This is a genomic window from Rhodopseudomonas boonkerdii, assembly GCF_021184025.1.
Classification (GTDB): Bacteria; Pseudomonadota; Alphaproteobacteria; order Rhizobiales; family Xanthobacteraceae; genus Tardiphaga; species Tardiphaga boonkerdii.
Map to the genome: position 1 here is coordinate 3,114,142 of NZ_CP036537.1, position 17,970 is coordinate 3,132,111.

General features: G+C 61.3%; 15 protein-coding genes. 2 read left to right on the top strand and 13 right to left on the bottom strand.

Annotated elements, in window-relative coordinates:
• Positions 1-11: 11 nt before the first annotated feature.
• The 11 genes from E0H22_RS14325 to E0H22_RS14375 all read right to left on the bottom strand — a co-directional run bounded on the left by E0H22_RS14325 (position 12) and on the right by E0H22_RS14375 (position 12,864).
• Positions 12-1,151, bottom strand: a complete 1,140-nt coding sequence (locus tag E0H22_RS14325; protein ID WP_233021678.1) for an acyl-CoA dehydrogenase family protein — start codon at positions 1,149-1,151, stop codon at positions 12-14.
• 166 nt (positions 1,152-1,317) lie between these two features.
• Positions 1,318-2,127, bottom strand: a complete 810-nt coding sequence (locus E0H22_RS14330) for an ABC transporter ATP-binding protein (RefSeq protein WP_233021679.1) — start codon at positions 2,125-2,127, stop codon at positions 1,318-1,320.
• Entirely contained in the window at positions 2,120-2,878 is a 759-nt protein-coding gene (locus tag E0H22_RS14335) for an ABC transporter permease (RefSeq protein WP_430715277.1), read from the bottom strand. Before E0H22_RS14335 ends, E0H22_RS14330 begins: the two co-directional genes overlap by 8 nt.
• 133 nt (positions 2,879-3,011) lie before the next feature.
• Positions 3,012-3,968 carry an ABC transporter substrate-binding protein gene (locus E0H22_RS14340; RefSeq protein WP_233021681.1) on the bottom strand — a complete coding sequence of 319 codons (957 nt, stop codon included), beginning with the start codon at positions 3,966-3,968 and terminating at the stop codon, positions 3,012-3,014.
• A 115-nt stretch (positions 3,969-4,083) separates the two neighbouring features.
• Positions 4,084-4,869: an ABC transporter ATP-binding protein gene (locus E0H22_RS14345; RefSeq protein WP_233021682.1), complete on the bottom strand. Its 786-nt coding sequence runs from the start codon at positions 4,867-4,869 to the stop codon at positions 4,084-4,086.
• A complete protein-coding gene (locus tag E0H22_RS14350; RefSeq protein WP_233021683.1) occupies positions 4,863-5,903 on the bottom strand; it encodes an ABC transporter permease in 1,041 nt (346 codons plus the stop codon). Before E0H22_RS14350 ends, E0H22_RS14345 begins: the two co-directional genes overlap by 7 nt.
• A complete protein-coding gene (locus E0H22_RS14355) occupies positions 5,881-6,978 on the bottom strand; it encodes an ABC transporter substrate-binding protein (RefSeq protein WP_233021684.1) in 1,098 nt (365 codons plus the stop codon). The genes E0H22_RS14350 and E0H22_RS14355 overlap by 23 nt, the downstream gene beginning before the upstream one ends.
• A 431-nt stretch (positions 6,979-7,409) precedes the next feature.
• A complete protein-coding gene (locus tag E0H22_RS14360; RefSeq protein ID WP_233021685.1) occupies positions 7,410-9,008 on the bottom strand; it encodes a sulfite reductase subunit alpha in 1,599 nt (532 codons plus the stop codon).
• A complete protein-coding gene (locus tag E0H22_RS14365) occupies positions 9,005-10,807 on the bottom strand; it encodes a NirA family protein (RefSeq protein ID WP_233021686.1) in 1,803 nt (600 codons plus the stop codon). Before E0H22_RS14365 ends, E0H22_RS14360 begins: the two co-directional genes overlap by 4 nt.
• Before the next feature lie 300 nt (positions 10,808-11,107).
• Complete coding sequence (locus tag E0H22_RS14370) at positions 11,108-12,280, bottom strand: CmpA/NrtA family ABC transporter substrate-binding protein (RefSeq protein WP_233021687.1); 1,173 nt, start codon at positions 12,278-12,280, stop codon at positions 11,108-11,110.
• On the bottom strand, positions 12,277-12,864 hold the full coding sequence (locus E0H22_RS14375; protein WP_233021688.1) for an ANTAR domain-containing response regulator: 588 nt from the start codon (positions 12,862-12,864) through the stop codon (positions 12,277-12,279). The genes E0H22_RS14370 and E0H22_RS14375 overlap by 4 nt, the downstream gene beginning before the upstream one ends.
• A 109-nt stretch (positions 12,865-12,973) precedes the next feature.
• Between E0H22_RS14375 and rimO the strand changes: the two genes are divergently transcribed.
• On the top strand, positions 12,974-14,302 hold the full coding sequence (gene rimO, locus E0H22_RS14380; protein WP_233021689.1) for a 30S ribosomal protein S12 methylthiotransferase RimO: 1,329 nt from the start codon (positions 12,974-12,976) through the stop codon (positions 14,300-14,302).
• Positions 14,303-14,340: 38 nt separating this feature from the next.
• Here the strand turns inward: rimO and E0H22_RS14385 are convergent, their stop codons facing one another.
• Both E0H22_RS14385 and E0H22_RS14390 read right to left on the bottom strand, forming a co-directional pair.
• A complete protein-coding gene (locus E0H22_RS14385) occupies positions 14,341-15,504 on the bottom strand; it encodes an MFS transporter (protein ID WP_233021690.1) in 1,164 nt (387 codons plus the stop codon).
• A 24-nt stretch (positions 15,505-15,528) separates the two neighbouring features.
• Entirely contained in the window at positions 15,529-16,914 is a 1,386-nt protein-coding gene (locus tag E0H22_RS14390; RefSeq protein ID WP_233021691.1) for an FAD-binding oxidoreductase, read from the bottom strand.
• Positions 16,915-17,025: 111 nt separating this feature from the next.
• Here E0H22_RS14390 and E0H22_RS14395 point away from each other — a divergent pair, with 111 nt between their 5' ends.
• The gene (locus tag E0H22_RS14395) at positions 17,026-17,931 is read left to right on the top strand and encodes a LysR substrate-binding domain-containing protein (protein WP_233021692.1); all 906 of its coding nucleotides are present in this window, start codon (positions 17,026-17,028) and stop codon (positions 17,929-17,931) included.
• Positions 17,932-17,970 lie beyond the last annotated feature (39 nt).

A 17,970-nucleotide genomic window follows, 5' to 3' on the forward strand; every position in this document is an offset into this window, starting at 1 on the left:
GATGATGATGGTCAGATGCCGAGTGCCCGGCGGCCTGCGATGGTACGGATGCTGTCGTCCTGCGGTGTGTGCACGCGGCCGCACAGCACGTCGCGATAATGCCGCTCGAGCGGATTGGCGCGGGTAAGCCCATGATTGCTAGTCAGGGTCAGCGCGTCCTCGACCGCCGCCACGGCATTGTTGGTGACGGTCATCTTGATGATGTTCGCTTCTACTGGATCGAGGTCGCCGCCGTGGTCGATATCAGCTGCCAGGCCGCGGATGAGACGTGCATTGATGGAGAGCTTGGCTTCGATACCGCCGACGATCTCCTGCGCCCGCGGCAAGGTCGCCAGCGGCGCGCCGAGACTGGACGGCACCCGTGATTTCAGAAAATCCAGCAGCCAGTCACAGGCCGCACGCGCCACGCCGTCATAGAGCGAGCCGAGCAGCGCCGCCTGAATTGTCGATTGCAGGATGTCGGGCTTGCGCCAGTCCGCGGGCATACGCAGCTCAATGACATGATCGTGCGGGATCAGGACATCGGCGAAGAGGACGTCATGGCTCCCGCTTGCGCGCAGACCGAGATGATCCCAGGTCTCGATGATCGAGATACCCGCCAGCCCGGCGGGCACCAGGAACAGGCCGACCTGCGGATCTGCTTCATCGGTCTTGGCGAGAACGCTGTACCATTTCAGGATCGGCGATCCCGTCGAATAGGTCTTACGGCCGGTGAGACGCCAGCCCTCTGGCGTCTGCCGCGCTGTCGTGGCTGGCAGGCCACCACGCGATGGTGAGCCCAGATCGGGCTCGACACGCAAAGTATTGATGAGCGCGACCTCACCGGGCTCCGGCACGATCTTGCGCACCAGATGCTCCGGCCATGGATTGCCGCGCGCAATCACGAGATGATGCATGTAGTGCATGATCAGCACCAATGCCGTGGCCGGGTCCGCTCGCCCCACGAGGCCTATCACGCGCGCTGCATCGCCAATAGACGCGCCGCTACCGCCGAATGCGCGCGCGACCGGAAATGTCAGCAGCCCGGCATCGGCCAGATCGCGAAAATTCTCGAACGGAAAACTTCCGTTTCGGTCATGCAACGGCGCCCGTTCGGCAAAGCCGAACGTGAGTAGTTTGACCCTGTCGATAATACTGGGAACCGCGTCCATGTCGTACTTCTTTCGGCTTCTCTGGCGTTAGAGAATGCCGTTCTGCAGGGGTTACAAGCGGTTTCCGGAAATAACGACAGTGGGACTGACAGGCCTCTGGCCCACAGGCCAAAATTCTCCCTCACATCACGAGATAGAATTCTATTCTCCGTTCTTTGGGCCGGTTTCAGGAATCCGCAGCCGCGCCGCGGCTGCCGGCAATATGGCTGGTCAGCTTCTGAGTCACCTGGCGCCGCAATGCGTTGAACTCCGGCGAGGAGACATCTCGCGGCCGCGGCAGATCCACATCGATCTCACAGTCGATGCGGCCCGGCCCAGCCGACATCACGATCACCCGATCTGCCAACATGACCGCCTCCTCCACCGAATGCGTGACGAAGATCACCGTCAGGCCGGTTGTACGCCAAATCTCAACCAGTTCCTCCTGCAGCTTGCTGCGGGTGAGCGCATCGAGCGCGCCGAACGGTTCGTCCATCAGCAGGACGTCGGTGTCGTTGCTGAGGACGCGCGCGATGGCAACGCGCTGCTTCATGCCGCCCGACAACTGGTGCGGATAGCGATCAGCGAAAGCCGTGAGGCCGACCATCGCCATGAACTTGTCCGTGATTTCTTTGACGACCTTGGTCGCGACGCGGCGGTGTTTCGGGCCGAATCCGATATTGTCGCGCACCGTCAGCCACGGAAACAGCGCATAGTCCTGAAACACCATGCCCCGATCAGGGCCGGGCTTGTCGACCTCGAATCCATACATGGTGACGGAGCCTTCGGTGGCCCTTTCGAAGCCGGCCACGATCCGCAGCAAGGTCGACTTGCCGCAGCCGGATGCGCCGAGCAGGCAGACGAACTCCCCCTTCCGGATCGTGAGATTGACGCCACGCAGGGCTTCGACCGGACCGTTGGACGCTTGATAGAATTTTTGAACGCCGCTGATCTCCAGGATCGGCGGCGCGTTCGCGACAGAGATTTTATCAAGCATGGTGCTGCGGACTCCACCGAAGGAAGTAGTTGCTGAGCATCATGAGGATGCGGTCCGACAGGAAACCGGCGATGCCAATAATGATCATGCCGGTGATCACGAGATCGGTCCGCGACAGCGTGCGGCCATCCATGATGACCGCTCCCAGCCCTTCGGGCACGCCGGTCATTTCGCCGACTACGATCAGGATCCACGCAAAGCCGGCGCCGAGGCGAAGCCCGTTAAAAATGCTTGGCAACGCCGCCGGCAACACAACCGAACGGAACTGCTGCGCGCCGCTGCAGCCGAGCATATCGGCGGCCTCGAATAATCGAACGTCGACCGATTTCACACCGAAGATGGTGTTCAGCAGGATCGGAAAGAACGCGCCGAGAAAGACGAGGAAAATCGCCGCGCGCGGGCCGAGGCCGAAGAAGATCATCGACAGCGGCAGCCAGGCCGTGACCGGAATCGGCCGTAGCAGCGATAGCGTGGGGTCGAGCAGCGAACGCAAAAGCGGAATACGTCCGAGCATCAGGCCGAGCGGAATGCCGATGGCGGCCGCGCAAAGGAAGCCACCATAGACGCGCTGCACGGATTTCCAGAGATGCACGAGCAGACTGCCGCTATAGGCATCATCATAGATACCGCCGAAGGCGAAATCCCACATCATCTGGGCCACACCAAACGGTGACGGCACCAACCGCGTGCCGGTCACACGCACCATCAGGTCCCAGATCATCAGCAGACAGGCCGGCACAATCAGTGCCATGCCCACAACGCGGACACGCCGCAAGGCGTGCCGGCGTGGCTTCACCGCACACCGTGAAGCCGGCTTGGCGAGGGATACGGCCGGCGCGGCCTCGCGCGTCGAGTCCATTGTGCCCTGCAGGCTCATGGCCGGCTCACGACGCCGTTAGCGCTTTGACGAAACTGGGGTCGATAAACGTCTTGTAGTCCGGCTCCTGCCGGATCTGCTTCTTCGCCAGCATCTGGCTGCCGTAATACTGTGCCTGCTTCATGAACTGGTCGTCGATGTTCCAGGTCAGTTCCACATTTGGCGCCGCCTTCTCAATTGACGGTTTCTGCTGACCGAGTTTCTGCATCGCGATGGCGATGAAAGCTTCGCGGTCCTTCATGGCATATTCCGCAGCAGCACGATGGGTCTTGAGCACGGCCTTGATTAGCTCGGAGTCTTTTCCGATCAATTCACGGCGCGTGGCCAGCACCATATTCAGCGAACCGGTCGGCGTGCTGTAGGGATATTCGACGATCTGGCCAACGCCATTGGCAAGGCTGATCCCCGGCCCTGGCTCTGCGCCGACATAGGCGTCGATGTCGCCGCGGGCGAGCGCGGGCGCCATGTCGCTGAAAGATAGGCGCATGGACTCGACGTCCTTGATGGTCATGCCCTCAGCTGTCAGCCGGTCGAGGATCACCACTTCCTGCGTCGAACCGGGCAGAATGGCGACCTTCTTGCCTTTCAGATCCCTGATCGTGTTGATGCCGGAATCCTTCTTGGCCACCACGGCCATGCCGCGATTGCAGGCAGAAGCGATCACCACCACCGGCTCGCCATTGGCGCCGCCGAGGGTCGCTGCCGCAAAACCGAAAATGCCGAAGTCGACAGTGCCGGTGACGACGGCGTTCTTGCCGTCGGTCGGGGTCTCGAACGGGATCACCTCGAACTTGACGCCATCAGGCGCGAATTTCTCGTAGAAATACGGCGTGACACCGTGAATGAGCTTCAGCGTTCCGATCTTGACCACGCGGTCGGCAGCGAATGCCTTGATGCTGGTCGTGGACAGCGCCGCGGCAATGGCCGTCAGGCGGATGAAATCGCGTCGGTTGGTGCTGTACATGTCATTCCCTCGGCTGAACCGTGTGTCAGCCCGAAAGGAATGCAATATCCATGCCTCGTATACAGCTATCGGTGGAGCATGCCCCCACCCGCAACGGATCATAGCCGGGACGGGCTCACCACGTCGCGTCCAGCCCGAGCAGCCCCAGGATCTGTCGCCGCAACTCGGCCAGATGCGGATCGCCGCGATGTCGGGGATATGGCCGATCGACGGCGATGTCGGCCTTCACCCGCGCCGGACGATCGCTGAACACGATGACGCGATTGGCAAGGAACAGCGCCTCCTCCACATCGTGCGTCACCAGGAGCGCCGTGAAGCCATTACGTTGCCAAAGCGAAACGAGTTCCGACTGCATCGTGATACGTGTCAGCGAGTCGAGCTTTCCAAGCGGCTCGTCGAGCACGAGGATGCGCGGATCGTTGACCAGCGCCCGCGCCAGTGCGACGCGCTGTGCCATACCGCCGGAGAGCTGATGTGGATAGGCTTTCCGGAATGCGCCAAGGCCGACGAGATCGATGGCGGCGTCGACGCGATGGCGCTGCGTCTTCAGCACGCCCTGCGCCTCCAATCCAAGCGCCACATTGTCCCAGACCGTCCGCCACGGAAACAATGTCGGATCCTGAAACACGACGACGCGCGACGGGTATGGGCCCGTGATCGCCACGCCGTCTTCGGCGAGCGTGCCCGCGCGTGGCGGTTCGAGACCGGCGACGAGACGCAGCAGCGTGGACTTGCCGCAACCTGACGGACCCAGCAGCGCGACGAACTCACCGGGCGTGACGTCGATCGTGATATCTTCGAGGACAGGCAGCGTCTTGCCATCGATATCGAAGGCATGGCTGACGCCGGCGATCGCCAACGAAGCACCTGCGGCCTCGAACGCCGTCGCCAGCGCTACCATTTGACGACTCCCTTCTGCCACACCAGCAGGCGGTCGCGCACACGGAACAGCAACGTTATCGCGCCCGAACACAGCAAGGACATGACGATCAGCGCTGCATACATATTGTTGTAAGAGGCCCAGCCCTGCGCCCATTGCAGATACCAGCCAAGGCCGGCCTTCACACCGATCATCTCGGCCGTGACGATCACCGCAAACGAAGCGCCAAGCCCCATGAAGAGGCCGACGAAGACATGCGGCAGCGCCGCCGGGATGGCGACGCGCGTCACCAGGAACAGCGGCTTCGCACCGAGCGTCCGCGCCACGTCGTAATAGGCACTGTTGACGCTGGCGACGCCCGACCAGGTGAGCACCGTCACCGGAAATCCGACCGCCAGCGCGATCAGGAAGGTGCTTGCACTCCAAGCCGACGGAAAGGCGAAGAAAGCGATCGGCAGCAGGGCGGTCGCCGGCACCGGGCCGATAAAGCGCAGGATCGGATGAACCCAATAACCGGCCAGACGCGACCAGCCGATCGACACGCCGGCAATGAATCCGACCGCAGCGCCGATGAGATAGCCGCCAAGCTGCAGCTTCACTGATGCAAGCGCGCTATCGAATAATTTCGGCAGATCATCGGTATAGACTTCCACGATTGACTGCGGCGGCGGGAAGAACGGCAGCGGCAACCAGCCAAATTTCGCCGTTGCCAGCTCCCAAAGCGTTAGGAATGCACCCAACGCCAGCAGCCATGGTGCGCGTTGATGCACGCCCCGGCCAAAGTGGCCGAGAGCGGCTTGGGCTGTGGTTGTGAAGACGATGAAAGCAGCGATCGCGAAAGCCACGTAAGCAACTGCGTCGGTGCGCGACCAGTCGCCGATATCCGGCCAGTGCAGGCTCGCATAGCCGAACGCTCCCCAGGCGAGCCCCGCTCCCACACCGGACAAGGTCGGCCGCAACTGTTCTGCAAGCGCCAGACCGCCATCGTCTGCGACGACGAGGCTTTCACGGTCTGCGCCGGTTGGCGCGATATCAGATGCGGAATACGTCGGCATAGATGCGCTCCGCGAATTTGGTGGTGTCGGTATTCGGCTTGAACACCGACACCTGCTTCAGTTCATCCGCATAGGTCTTCAGCTCGCGCTTGAGCTGATCGCCGACGGGGTGATGATGATGGGTATGGTATTTCACCATGCCCTGCAGATCCTCAAGGGTTGCGGTCTTCGGCGCATAAGGCTGGAACGAGGCAGCGGCCTTTTCCGGATTCTGCGATGCGAACATGGCGGCATCAAGCAATGCCTGGGTCAGCGCACGGGCCACCAGTGGCTCCGCCCGCAAAAGGCTACCGCGTACGCCGACGATGCAGCAGCTGATGTCGCGATACGGGCCGTCGAGATTGGAGCCGACCTCCTTGAACTCCCCGTCCTTGAGCCAGAGATAAGCGAGCGGATCGGAGGCAAGACCGATCTGCGCCTCGCCTTTCTCCAGTGCGAGCCGCACGAGATTGCCGGGATACTGGCGAAACTCGACATCCTTGTCCGGGTTGAGGCCGACCTTTGCGAGCTGAATCGAGAAGAAGTTCTTGTCCGGACCGGCCATGTCACCGACAGCGATCACCTTACCCTTGAAGTCGACGATACCCTTCACATCAGACTTGGCCGGCGCCAGCGCGCGCAAACAGCCGCCGTGGGTGCCGGCCACGATCTTGACGTCGAACCCCTGCTCCAGCGGCTTCAACCAGCGCAGGGCCATGCCCAGCCCCGCGTCCGATTTGCCGGTAGCGATTGCCTCCAGCAACTGGTCGGTGGAGCCGCTATAGTTCACGAGTTCGACGTCAAGATTCTGTTTCGCAAAGAAGCCGTGGTCGATGGCGACCGGCAACGGCGCCAGGCAAACGGCACCGGCATTCCACGACAGCTTCAGCTTGCGCGGCGCGCCAGTGAGCACCGGCGCATCGGATGATGCCTTGCAGATGGGAAAGTCAGAGAAATCGATCGGCGACGCCTGTTTGAATGGAAATGCCTGCGCCCCCCAGACGCCGAGCGGCGCTGCAAAAGCGGCCGCGGCACCGGCGCCGAGCAGGCTTCGACGGTCTATCAACGACGCGCGCTTGTGATTGTCGTCGGGCATCTCATTTCCTCAGCTAAGACACAGCACAGCCTTTAGCGCAACGCATGACGTTGCGGCTCGCACTGATGCGATGGTGAAAGCCTCTAGGGATTGGTCCGGAGCGGGTGTCGTTCGACTCTCGCACCATCATTGTTGACGGTGTGAGGATGCGCAGCACGGAGCGCAGGGTCAATGAAATGGAATTTTGAATGTCGGTGGAGATGGAGAGTTTATCTCCATCGGATATGGCCGCGGGAGAGAAGGCAACTTAACGCTGTTCAAGCGTTCTACGCGCGATCAAGGTGGAGCAAGATCGTTCTCACACCCTTCGTCCCTCATGGTGAGGAGGCGCACTTGCGCCGTCTCGAACCATGAGATGCAGGCGCTCGGTGCTCATGGCCATCCTTCGAGACGCTTGCCCAGCGGCGCGCTCCCAAGGATAAGTGGAATTGTCAGTACACGTCGAGCTGGAATCGCCCTTTCTTCTTCAACTCGCTCACGAAGGCTACGGCTTCATCGATCGACCTGGCACCATGCTGCGCCGTAACGTCCACCAGCGCGCGCTCGACATCCTTGGCCATGCGTTTGGCATCGCCGCAGACATAGACGTGAGCACCCTCGGCAAGCCACGTCCATAGATCGCGGCCGACTTCCCGCATGCGGTCCTGCACATAGAATTTCTCGCCGGTGTCGCGCGACCATGCGAGCGACAGACGGGTAAGGAATCCATCGTTCTTCATCGCGTTGAGTTCGTCGGCATAGAAGAAATCCGACGCACTGCGCTGATGGCCGAAGAAAAGCCAATTCTTGCCGGGCGCCTGCGTCGCCTTGCGATCGTGCAGGAAGGCACGGAATGGAGCGATTCCGGTACCGGGACCGACCATGATGATCGGTATGTCCGGGTTTTTCGGCAACGCAAAGCCATGCGCCTTCTGCACATAGACCTTGAGTTCGTCGCCCGGCCTGATGCGATCAGCCAGAAAGGTCGAAGCAAGGCCGTGGCGCTTGCGCTTGCCGACGACATAACGCACGGTATCGACGGTCAGCGACAGCCTGCCCGGCGTTGCGTTATGCGATGACGAGATCGAATACAGCCGCGGCTGCAACGGCTCCAGCGCCTCGATGAAGGCTTCCGGATGCGGACGTGTGCCGGGAAATTTCTGCAGCGCCGCCATCACATCGAGGGTCGCCGCATCGCCGTCGGGATCCTCGCCCTGCGCCAGCGCGCGCGCCTTGGCCCGCTGCGCACCACCGGTCAGATAGGAGATCAACTCGAACAGCGAGTCTGGCGCTGGCGCCAATGAGACGTCGTTCTGCAAAATGTCGCGCAGCGTCTTGCCCCGCACGTCGGTCATGTGCGAGGCACCGAGCAGCGCAATGATCTGGTCGACATGGCCGAGATCATTGCTGGCGAAAATACCAAAACTGTCGCCCACCACATAATCGAGACCGCAGCCCGATAGATCGAAATCGATGTGCCAGGTTTCCTTCTCGGATCCGGCTCCATTGAGCAGGCGGCGGCCGAGGAAAATCGCCGGTGCCGGATTGTCGCGCGAACGGCCGAACGTGGACGGATCGGGTGCTGCGGCTTCGACCGGTTCGGCAGTCGCGGACTTCGCTGCGGGAGCGACACCACCCGCCGTGTCCAGCTCCTCATAAAGCGATTTCAGCATTCGCGCGGTTTCCTTGCCGCCGGGAACGCAGAGATTCAGACGCGGCTCGGCCTTGGAGGCGATAGCGTCGGAGTAATCGCTGCAGTTATAGCCGCACTGGCCGCAATCCTGCTGCGCCATGGCCGCCATCATCCTGCGACGGACGGGTTTGCCTTCCGCAAGCTTCATGCGATCGGCAAACGGCATCGTCTGGTCGTGCCACGGTGCGCCGTCATCCTCCTCCACGAGGGCGGCGCCCTGCTCCGCCGACAGGGGCGTTGCCGGTGCCTCGGACAGGAGGCCGGCGAAGAAACCGTTCAGCCATGAGCGCTGCGCCTCGGAGAACGGCGCCGATGACGGGATGATGTCGAGTTTGGGAGGCGTGACCATCTGGTTCATGCGGAGGCCTCCGTCTCGTCAATTTGTTCTTCGGCGAGCTTTCGCAGGGCGCCTGCATCGTGACGGCGCGAGAATGTGAGGAAGGTTTCGTCCGGCGAGATGCGATTGGCGAGATAGGCCTTCAGCAATTTCTCGACGATCCTTGGAGCATCTTCGGATTTGACGTTTTGATAGAGTTCCTGCCCCACATCGGCTTGCGGGCCGAAGCCTCCACCAGTGAAGATATGGAATCCATCCAGCGTATCGTCGCTGTCGTCCTGCGCGATACGGGCGCCGATCATACCGATATCGCTGATGTAATGCTGCGCACAGGAATGATGGCAGCCGGTGAGATGGATGTTGATTGGCGTATCCAGCTCGACACGCTTGTCGCACCATTCGGCAATGTTCGACGCGGTACGTTTGGTATCGGCGTTGCCGAACTTGCAGCCGGCGCGGCCGGTGCAGGCGATCAGGCCGGCGCGGATTTCCGAGGTCTTCACGTCAAGGCCGATGGCCTCGATAGCGGCGAACGCCAGCGCGATATTGGTGTCCTTTACGCCGGAAATCAGCAGGTTCTGCCACACCGTCAGGCGAATATCGCCATCGCCAAAATCACCTGCGATTTTGGCGAGACCACGCATCTGGTCGGTGGTCATCTTGCCGAGCGGCAACGCGACACCGATCCAGTTGAGCCCGTCCTGCTTCTGCTTGTGGACGCCGATATGCGCCGTGCGATCGAAGGCTGGTCGCGGCAGCAGCGCATCGGCCGCGATGCGCGTGAACGGCGCGCCTAACTTTTCTTCGACCAGCACAAGAAACTTCTCCATGCCCATGCCGTCGATGACGTATTTCAGACGCGCCTTAAGCCGGTTGGTGCGGTCGCCGAGATCGATGAAGACGCGCACGATGGCATCGGAAACCCTGGTCGCGTCCTCCGGCTTCACGACGATGCCGGTATCGGTAGCGAAGTCCTTGTGACCGGTGATGCCGCCAATTCCAAGTTTGAACCAGACACCGGGCGCAACGCCAAAGCCGTCCTTCACCTCGACGGCCTGGAACGCGATGTCGTTAGTGTCTTCCAGCACGGCGATCTTGCCGGCGCCGTCGAACGCTACGTTGAACTTGCGCGGCAGGCCATAGAGCGAGCGGTCGTTGAGGATGTGGTAGTGCCACTCGCGCGCATAGGGCCGGGTATCGAGCAGTTCCTGCGGATCGATACCGGCGGTCGGCGTGCCCGTGACATTGCGGATATTATCGGCGCCGGAACCGCGCGAGCAAAGGCCGAGATCCTGGATGCCCTCGATCAGCTTGACCGCGTTCTTCGGCGGAATTTCGCGCACCTGCAGATTGGCGCGCGTGGTGACATGGCTGAACGGCCCGCAAAGTTCGTCGCTGAGATCGGCGAGGCCGGAAAGCTGCCAGTGCTTCATGATCCCGTTGGGGATGCGCAGGCGCGCCATGTAACTGTCCTGCGTCGGCCCGACATAGAAGATGCCGTAATAGCGCCAACGGAAATTATCGGCGGGCGATGGCCGCGCATCCGCTGCAGCCTGTTGGCACAGCCGCGGATAAGCATCGAAGGGATGCTCCTCGCGCTTCCACTTCTCCTGATCGACCAGTTTCTTGCCGGCGGCCGTGGTACGGTCCTGCGCCCTGATATGCGGGGCATCCGGTCCGGTCGGCTCGGCATTGCCCTTCCCGGCCGCACTGCCGCCAAGACCCTTGCCGACCCGGCTGATTTGCAGGCCAGTGGTGAAACCTTCGAGATAGCGCTTCTGTTCGTCAGAGAAGTCGACGGAAACAGGTTCGATTTTCATGCGGCGACGAAGCTCCTGCGGCAACGGGTGCGAAAGGATGAGACCGCTCCACATCAGTCCGGCGCCTGAGCCGGCTTGAATTGGATGACGGTCCGATCAGCGTCGTTGCTGCGGATATCCATCTGGGATGGCCGGCAGGCATCAGCGGACACCGGCTGGTCACAGACATTCAAGTCTCGTGCCAGCTCACCCAACTTGTTTTATCGAGAAAAATCAGTCGCCTGACTGCAAGGCGATCATCTCACCCAGACATGGATGCAGCTCTTCTGCACTGCACGCACAATAATGAGGCGGCGGCGTTCAACCGCCCTTCAAATGCGCAATCTCGAATGCGGCGAGATGAGCTTCGATCCGATCCGGATCGAAGGCCGGCCCGGCGAAGGCGCCGACAGCGTCCTCCCCGCCATAGCCGACCGGACCTTGCGCACCGATCGCGGCGTCATACAAATCCGGCCGGAACACCGCCTTTGCCGTCGCCAGCGCTTGCGCACTGATTGCCGTCTGTCCCCAACGCACCATCTGGGCATAGAGCCACGCCGCCTGCGCCGGATCGGGTCGCCCGGCGCCTTCCCGGCCAACCAAAAGGTAACGGTTACTCTCGCGCCAGGTGCCATCCGGCGAGACCTTGAGCTTTCCGTCCAGCGTCCGCTGCAATACCTCCGGCGACACACCGATGCGGTCGGGTCTGGCGAGAATGGCCGTCACCTCGTCGCGGTTCTCGGGTGCCTCGATGAAAGTTGCCGCATTCACATGCGCCCGCGTAAGCGCCGCAACCACGTCCGGATTTTTCTCGGCCCAGTCTTGCCGCATCGCCAGCACCTTCTCGGCCGCGCGCTGCAGGATATCCGAGACGAAATGCAGGATATGCCCGATGCCGAGATCGACCGCGATCGAGTTCCAGGGGGCGCCGACGCAGAAAGCGTCGACATGGCCGCTGGCGAGACTGTCGACCATGTAAGGCGGCGGCAGCACCACCAAACGCACATCCTCATCGGGATCGACGCCACCCGCAGCCATCCAGAAGCGAAGCTGGTAGTTATGGGTCGAGAACGGGAAGGTCATGCCGAAGGTCAGTGGATCGGCCCCTGCCCTTGCGCGGGCCACAACTACCCGGCGCAGCGCCTGCGCGGTCGCCATCGGATCGGTGGGAGCGCCGTCGAGCTCCGACATGATGGCGCCATGCAAGGCCGGCGACACCGTGATCGCGTTGCCGTTGATGCCGAGGTTGAACGGCGCAACGATCGGCACCCTCACATGACCGAGCCCGAGGCTGGATGCGATGGCGACCGGTGCCAGCAGATGCGCGGCCTCGAACAGACCGATGTTCAGCTTGTCGCGGACGTTCGACCAGGACACCTCACGGACCAGCTCGACGTTGATCCCCTCGTCTTTCGCGAATCCCTTATCCACGGCAACGATCAAGGCGGCTGCGTCGACCAGGGGGATAAAGCCTATGCGAAGCGGATGGGTCATTTCAGCAACTCCGCTGCGGTGATGATCGACTGTGCGATCTCGCCGATTTTCTTCTTCTCGCGCATTGCCGTCGAGCGCAGCAGCACATAGGCCTCCTCTTCATTGAGGCCCTTGAGCTTCATCACGATGCCCTTTGCACGATCGATGATCTTGCGCTCTTCCAGCGCCGATTTGGTGCGCTCGAGTTCGTCCTGCAGTTTGGAGAAGGCATTGAAGCGGGAGATGCAGAGATCGAGGATCGGCTTGATCCGCTCTTTCTTCAGTCCGTCCACGATGTAGGACGATACCCCTGCCTCGACGGAAGCGCGTGCCGACTCGGCATCGCTTTGGTCGACGAACATGGCCACTGGCCGGCGGACGGCACGCGACACCTGGAACATTTGTTCCAATACGTCACGGCTCGGATTTTCCAGATCGATGACAATCACGTCGGGATCGAGCTGGTAGACCCGGGCCAACAGGTTCTGCATTTCCCGGATATGATGCACGTCGCCATAACCGGCTTCGCGCAATCCTTCTTCAAGGATGGCGGCCCGGATCGGGCTTTCGTCGACGATGACGATCTTGGGCGACTTATCGGACATCGGGCACTCGGCTGAATACCACTCCATAGCATGCCGCGCTGCGCCATAAAGCCTTGTATTTATAGGCAAATGGGACTACGTGCTGCCCTTCAATCAGGCAGATCGAACAATGCAACAGGCCGCCGCGCCCAAAATCTCGTTTGTGTCCTTAGGATGCCCCAAAGCCTTGGTCGATTCCGAGCGCATCATCACGCGCCTGCGCGCCGAGGGCTATGAGCTCGCTCGCAAGCATGACGGCGCCGATGTCGTCATCGTCAATACCTGTGGCTTCCTCGACAGCGCCAAGCAGGAGTCGCTCGGTGCGATCGGCGAGGCCATGGCGGTCAACGGCAAGGTGATCGTTACCGGCTGCATGGGCGCCGAGCCCGAGCAGATCGAGGCCGCCTATCCCAACGTGCTGTCGATCACCGGCCCACAGCAATATGAAAGCGTGCTGGAGGCCGTGCACCGCGCGCTGCCGCCGGTGCACAATCCGCATATCGACCTCGTCCCCCCGCAGGGTATCAAGCTGACGCCGCGGCACTACGCCTATCTCAAGATTTCCGAAGGCTGCAACAACCGCTGCACTTTCTGCATCATCCCGAAGCTGCGCGGCGATCTCGTGTCGCGCTCGGCAAAGGATGTGCTGCTCGAGGCCGAGAAACTCGTGAAGGCCGGCGTCAAGGAACTGCTGGTGGTCTCGCAGGACACCTCGGCCTACGGCGTCGATATCAAATATGCCGAGAGTCCGTGGAAGGATCGTAGCGTCCGCGCAAAATTCTACGACCTCGCCAAGGAGCTCGGCGAACTCGGCGCCTGGGTGCGCCTGCAATATGTCTATCCCTACCCGCATGTGGATGAGGTCATCGGATTGATGACTCCGACCAGCAATATCCTCCCTTATCTCGACATCCCCTTCCAGCACGCCGCTCCCAATGTCTTGAAGGCCATGAAGCGCCCGGCGTCGCAAGACAAGACCCTTGGCCGCATCAAGGCCTGGCGCGAGCAGTGTCCCGATCTTGTGCTGCGCTCGACCTTCATCGTCGGCTTCCCCGGCGAGACCGAGGATGATTTCCAGTATCTGCTCGACTGGCTGGACGAAGCACAGATCGATCGCGTCGGCGCATTCAAATATGAGCCGGTGGCGGGAGCGGCGTCCAACAGCATCGGTCTCGATGTGCCGGACGAGCTGAAGCAGCAGCGCTGGAACGCGCTGATGGAGCGCCAGCAGAAGATTTCGGCACGCCGTCTCAAGCGCAAGGTCGGGACGCGGCAGCAGGTGATCATCGACGAGGTCGGCCCGACGGTATCGAAAGGCCGATCGAAAGCCGATGCACCGGACATTGACGGTGCGGTCTATGTCACCGCCCGCCGGCCGTTGAAGGTCGGCGAGATCGTCACGGCCAAGATTGAGCGTGCGGACAACTACGATCTTCACGGCAGCGTGGCCGGGTTCTAGCTAAGCAATCACGCTCGCAGGCCCCCCGTCTCACGCGCTCAAGTCGTTGCAACGGCCGGCCGATGCCGGCCGGCAGCAATACGGCGAAAGAGCCACAGGACGATCGGGCAAACCAGGAGTGCGACGGCGCCGAAGTCGAGTGCGACGCTCACGGAGCCGACCGACGCGGAGAGCTTTCCTCCGATCACCGGTCCGACCAGCATCCCGACATAGTAGACCGTGTAAAATAGCCCCATTCCGATCGGCCGCGTCTTCAGTTCGAGCACGCTCGCGGGCAGGCTCATGATCGCACCAGCAGGTAAGCCGCAGAAGATACCCACAGCAACGACGATGGGTAGCAGCGCGCCGCTTCGCGACAGAAGAAGTGTCAGAAGCGCAAAGGCAATGCAGCCTGCCACGAGGATGGCCTCGCCGCGCTTGGTCCGATCGGCGAGGAAGCCGCCGAACGGAACCGAAAACACGGCGAGCCAGAGTACAATACTAATGGTAGATCCCGCCGCTGCGCTGGACCACCCCCGCTCGACAAGCATTGACGGGCCGAAACTGAAGATCATTGTAAGGCTGATATTGTAGAGGGACCAGATAACCCCGGCAGCAATCACGGCGCAGATCGTGCGGACGGTCAGCTTACCGCGCTCTCCTTCAATCCTGACGGACGCATCCGGCGCACGATAGACCAAAGTGATGAGGCAGAGACCGATAAGGATTACCCCTGTGACAGCAACGTTGACCGCATGCAGCCCGAATGTCGCTCCGATTGCTGGCAACAGCATCAGTGAGATTGCGATGCCAGCCGGCCACGCGTTGATGAAAATGGCCATCGCGGTGGCAATTTCCCGGCCGGCAAACCAGTCTGCCACCATCTTGGTCATCAGAACGTTCAAGAGAACACCGCCGATGCCCGCGGTCAGTCGGCCTGCGATCTGTGCGCTCCATGACGGTGACGCGGTCATCAGCAGTTCGCCCGCCAGCATCATCAACAGTCCGGCGAGAACCGTCACCTTGTCACCATGGCGGCGACCGATCGCGCCGCCGGGCAAGGCGAGCACGGCCCCCGGCGCGAAATAGAGCCCGATCAGAACGCCGACCTCGGCCAGGCTCTGACTGAACTGTGGCGCCACAGCCGCGACGCTCTGAAACTGAAAGGCGATGGCCATACGGGCGACGAACAGGACAGCAAGAATCGTCCAGCGGCTTCGCATTTGGATCTTCCCCGATGCCCTGAACTATGCCGTTGGCTTGATATTCTGGTTGAGGCGGAAAACATTCGTCGGATCGTACTTGTTCTTGATTGTGACAAGGCGTGGGTAATTTTCACCATAGGCGTCACGCACCCGGTCCTCCCCCTCCTCCCCCAGATTGTTGGCATAGACGCCCCCCGTCGAATAGGGCCTGACGGCACTCCAAAGCTCACGCGCCCAGCTCATGTTCGCGTCGTCATCGGCCGGATCGTCCCAGATCGCGATAGGAAAGCAGTCGAACGCCGCATCGCGGTTTGCGTAGGGTGAGTCCGATACCGAAACCCGCGCGATGGCGCCGCCGACGTGCTGGAAAACCAGTAGAGATGAGGTGCTGGGAGCTCTTGCATAGGTGTCAAGCAGCGCGTCAATCGCGCCTATGCTAATCTGGCGAAGGAATTGCGCTTTCCAATAGTAGCGGCGGCCGCGTGGAAACAGGTCGTCGCCGCCCGACTGAATCTCAAGATAAGGAACAGTTGCGAGGCGCGTCTCAACGGGCGAGCCGAATTTGATGATCGGTGAAAGGACACGCTCACCGTGATGATGCGAACCAACATAGCTACCGGAGATGCTGAAGAACCGGTCGCCCGACGGCAGCGTTACTAGGGCTGCATCGACGTTGACCTCGTCGGCAGCGCTTCGCGCGAATTCATCATAGAACTGCATGGCATCGCGCGCCCGATCGTAAGGATGAAGCGCCGACGCGGCGACCAGTGACCTGCCGATCGCATGCAGCTGATATTCGAACGCCGTCACAATGCCAAAATTTCCGCCGCCCCCTCTTAAGCCCCAGAACAGGTCCGAGTGTTCGGTCGGACTGGCCCTTAAGAGCTTCCCCTCGGCTGTCACCACATCGGCTGCAATCAGGTTGTCGCAGGTCAGCCCGTATTTTCGCCCGAGCTTGCCAAAACCGCCGCCAAGCGTGAGCCCGGCGATACCGGTATCGCTGTTGACGCCCATGGTGGTCGCTAGACCGTACGCCTGTGTGGCGCGATCGAATTCGCCCAGATGGAGGCCCGCCTCCGCGCTCGCAGTCCGATGGACGGGATCGACATCGATCCGCTTCATCCGAGACAGATCGATGACTATGCCGCCATCACAGACCGAGAGGCCCGCGACGTTGTGGCCTCCGCTGCGGACGGCCACCGGGAGCGTGCGGGATCTTGCGAAGGTCACAGCCTTGAGTACATCCTGTGCATCCACACAGTAGGCGATCATGGCCGGCTTTTTATCGACAACGCCATTCCAGACCTTCCGAGCTTCGTCATAGCCGGCGCTCCCATTAAGGACCACGTCTCCCCTGAGGCCCAGTTGTGGGGAAGCCTGAAGTCCGAAATGCGAGTTGCCCATCAGTGGATCGCGCCGCTGCTCCATCCGGTTTGCTCCTGGCTGTGAGTGCCATTCCATCATCTCATAGAGTGCCAAACCGATTCAAAATCGAAGAATTCAGGTGCCAGGTGAGAAAATCTCATCTACCCTGTTGGAATGAGGAAGCTTCCGCCGCTTCGCGCACTCCATGCTTTCGAAGCCGCTGCCCGGCATCAAAGCTTCGGGGCTGCCGCGACGGAGCTCGGCGTCACCCCGACGGCAATCAGTCACCAAATACGACAGTTGGAGGAGGCCTGCGGAGCAAAGCTGTTCCAGCGCCGCCCGCGGCCCTTGCTCCTGACGAGCACAGGCGCTCGCCTCTATCCGGCTTTGCGCAACGGCTTCGATGCGCTGGCTGCGGCTGTGACTTTGTTGCAGGAAGAGGATGTGCAAGCTCCGCTGCGTGTGACGAGCCCGAACGCATTCGCCAGCAAATGGCTGGTCCCGCAACTGCCGAAATGGCGCGAAGAAAACCCCGCTATCCCTTTAGAGATCATCGGCACGGATGCTGTCCTCGATCTGAGAGCAGACGTCGCAGATGTCGCGATCCGTTATGCACGAAAGCCTCCGCTCGACTTCGTGGCGCGTGAGGTATTTCGAGACGTATACACTCCCGTTTGTAGCCCGCATCTGCTGGAACGCCATAGCCCGATCACGCGGGCTGCAGATCTCCTGCGTCTGCCTTTGATCCATTATGACTGGATGAACCGCGATCCGGAAGCGCCGTCCTGGCGGCAATGGCTAGCCGTCGCGCAGTCGATCGATCCCGATTTCAACCCTCTCGAAAAGGCCTGGGACCTGAGCTTCCGCGAGGAGCTGCACGCTATTGATGCCGTTATCGGCGGACAGGGGGTTGCGATCTGCAGCGATGTGGTCGTCAGCAACGAATTGAAAAACGGATTGCTCGTGAAAGCGCATCCGCTCTCCTTACCTGGCTATGGGTTCTATCTCGTTTCGATGGCTCATAGTCCGCGGGCGCCTGTCATCGAATCCTTCTCGACGTGGATGAGGACCCTCAGCTGACGTCACGAAGCACATCCGCGGAAGTGCGTTCGATCCACC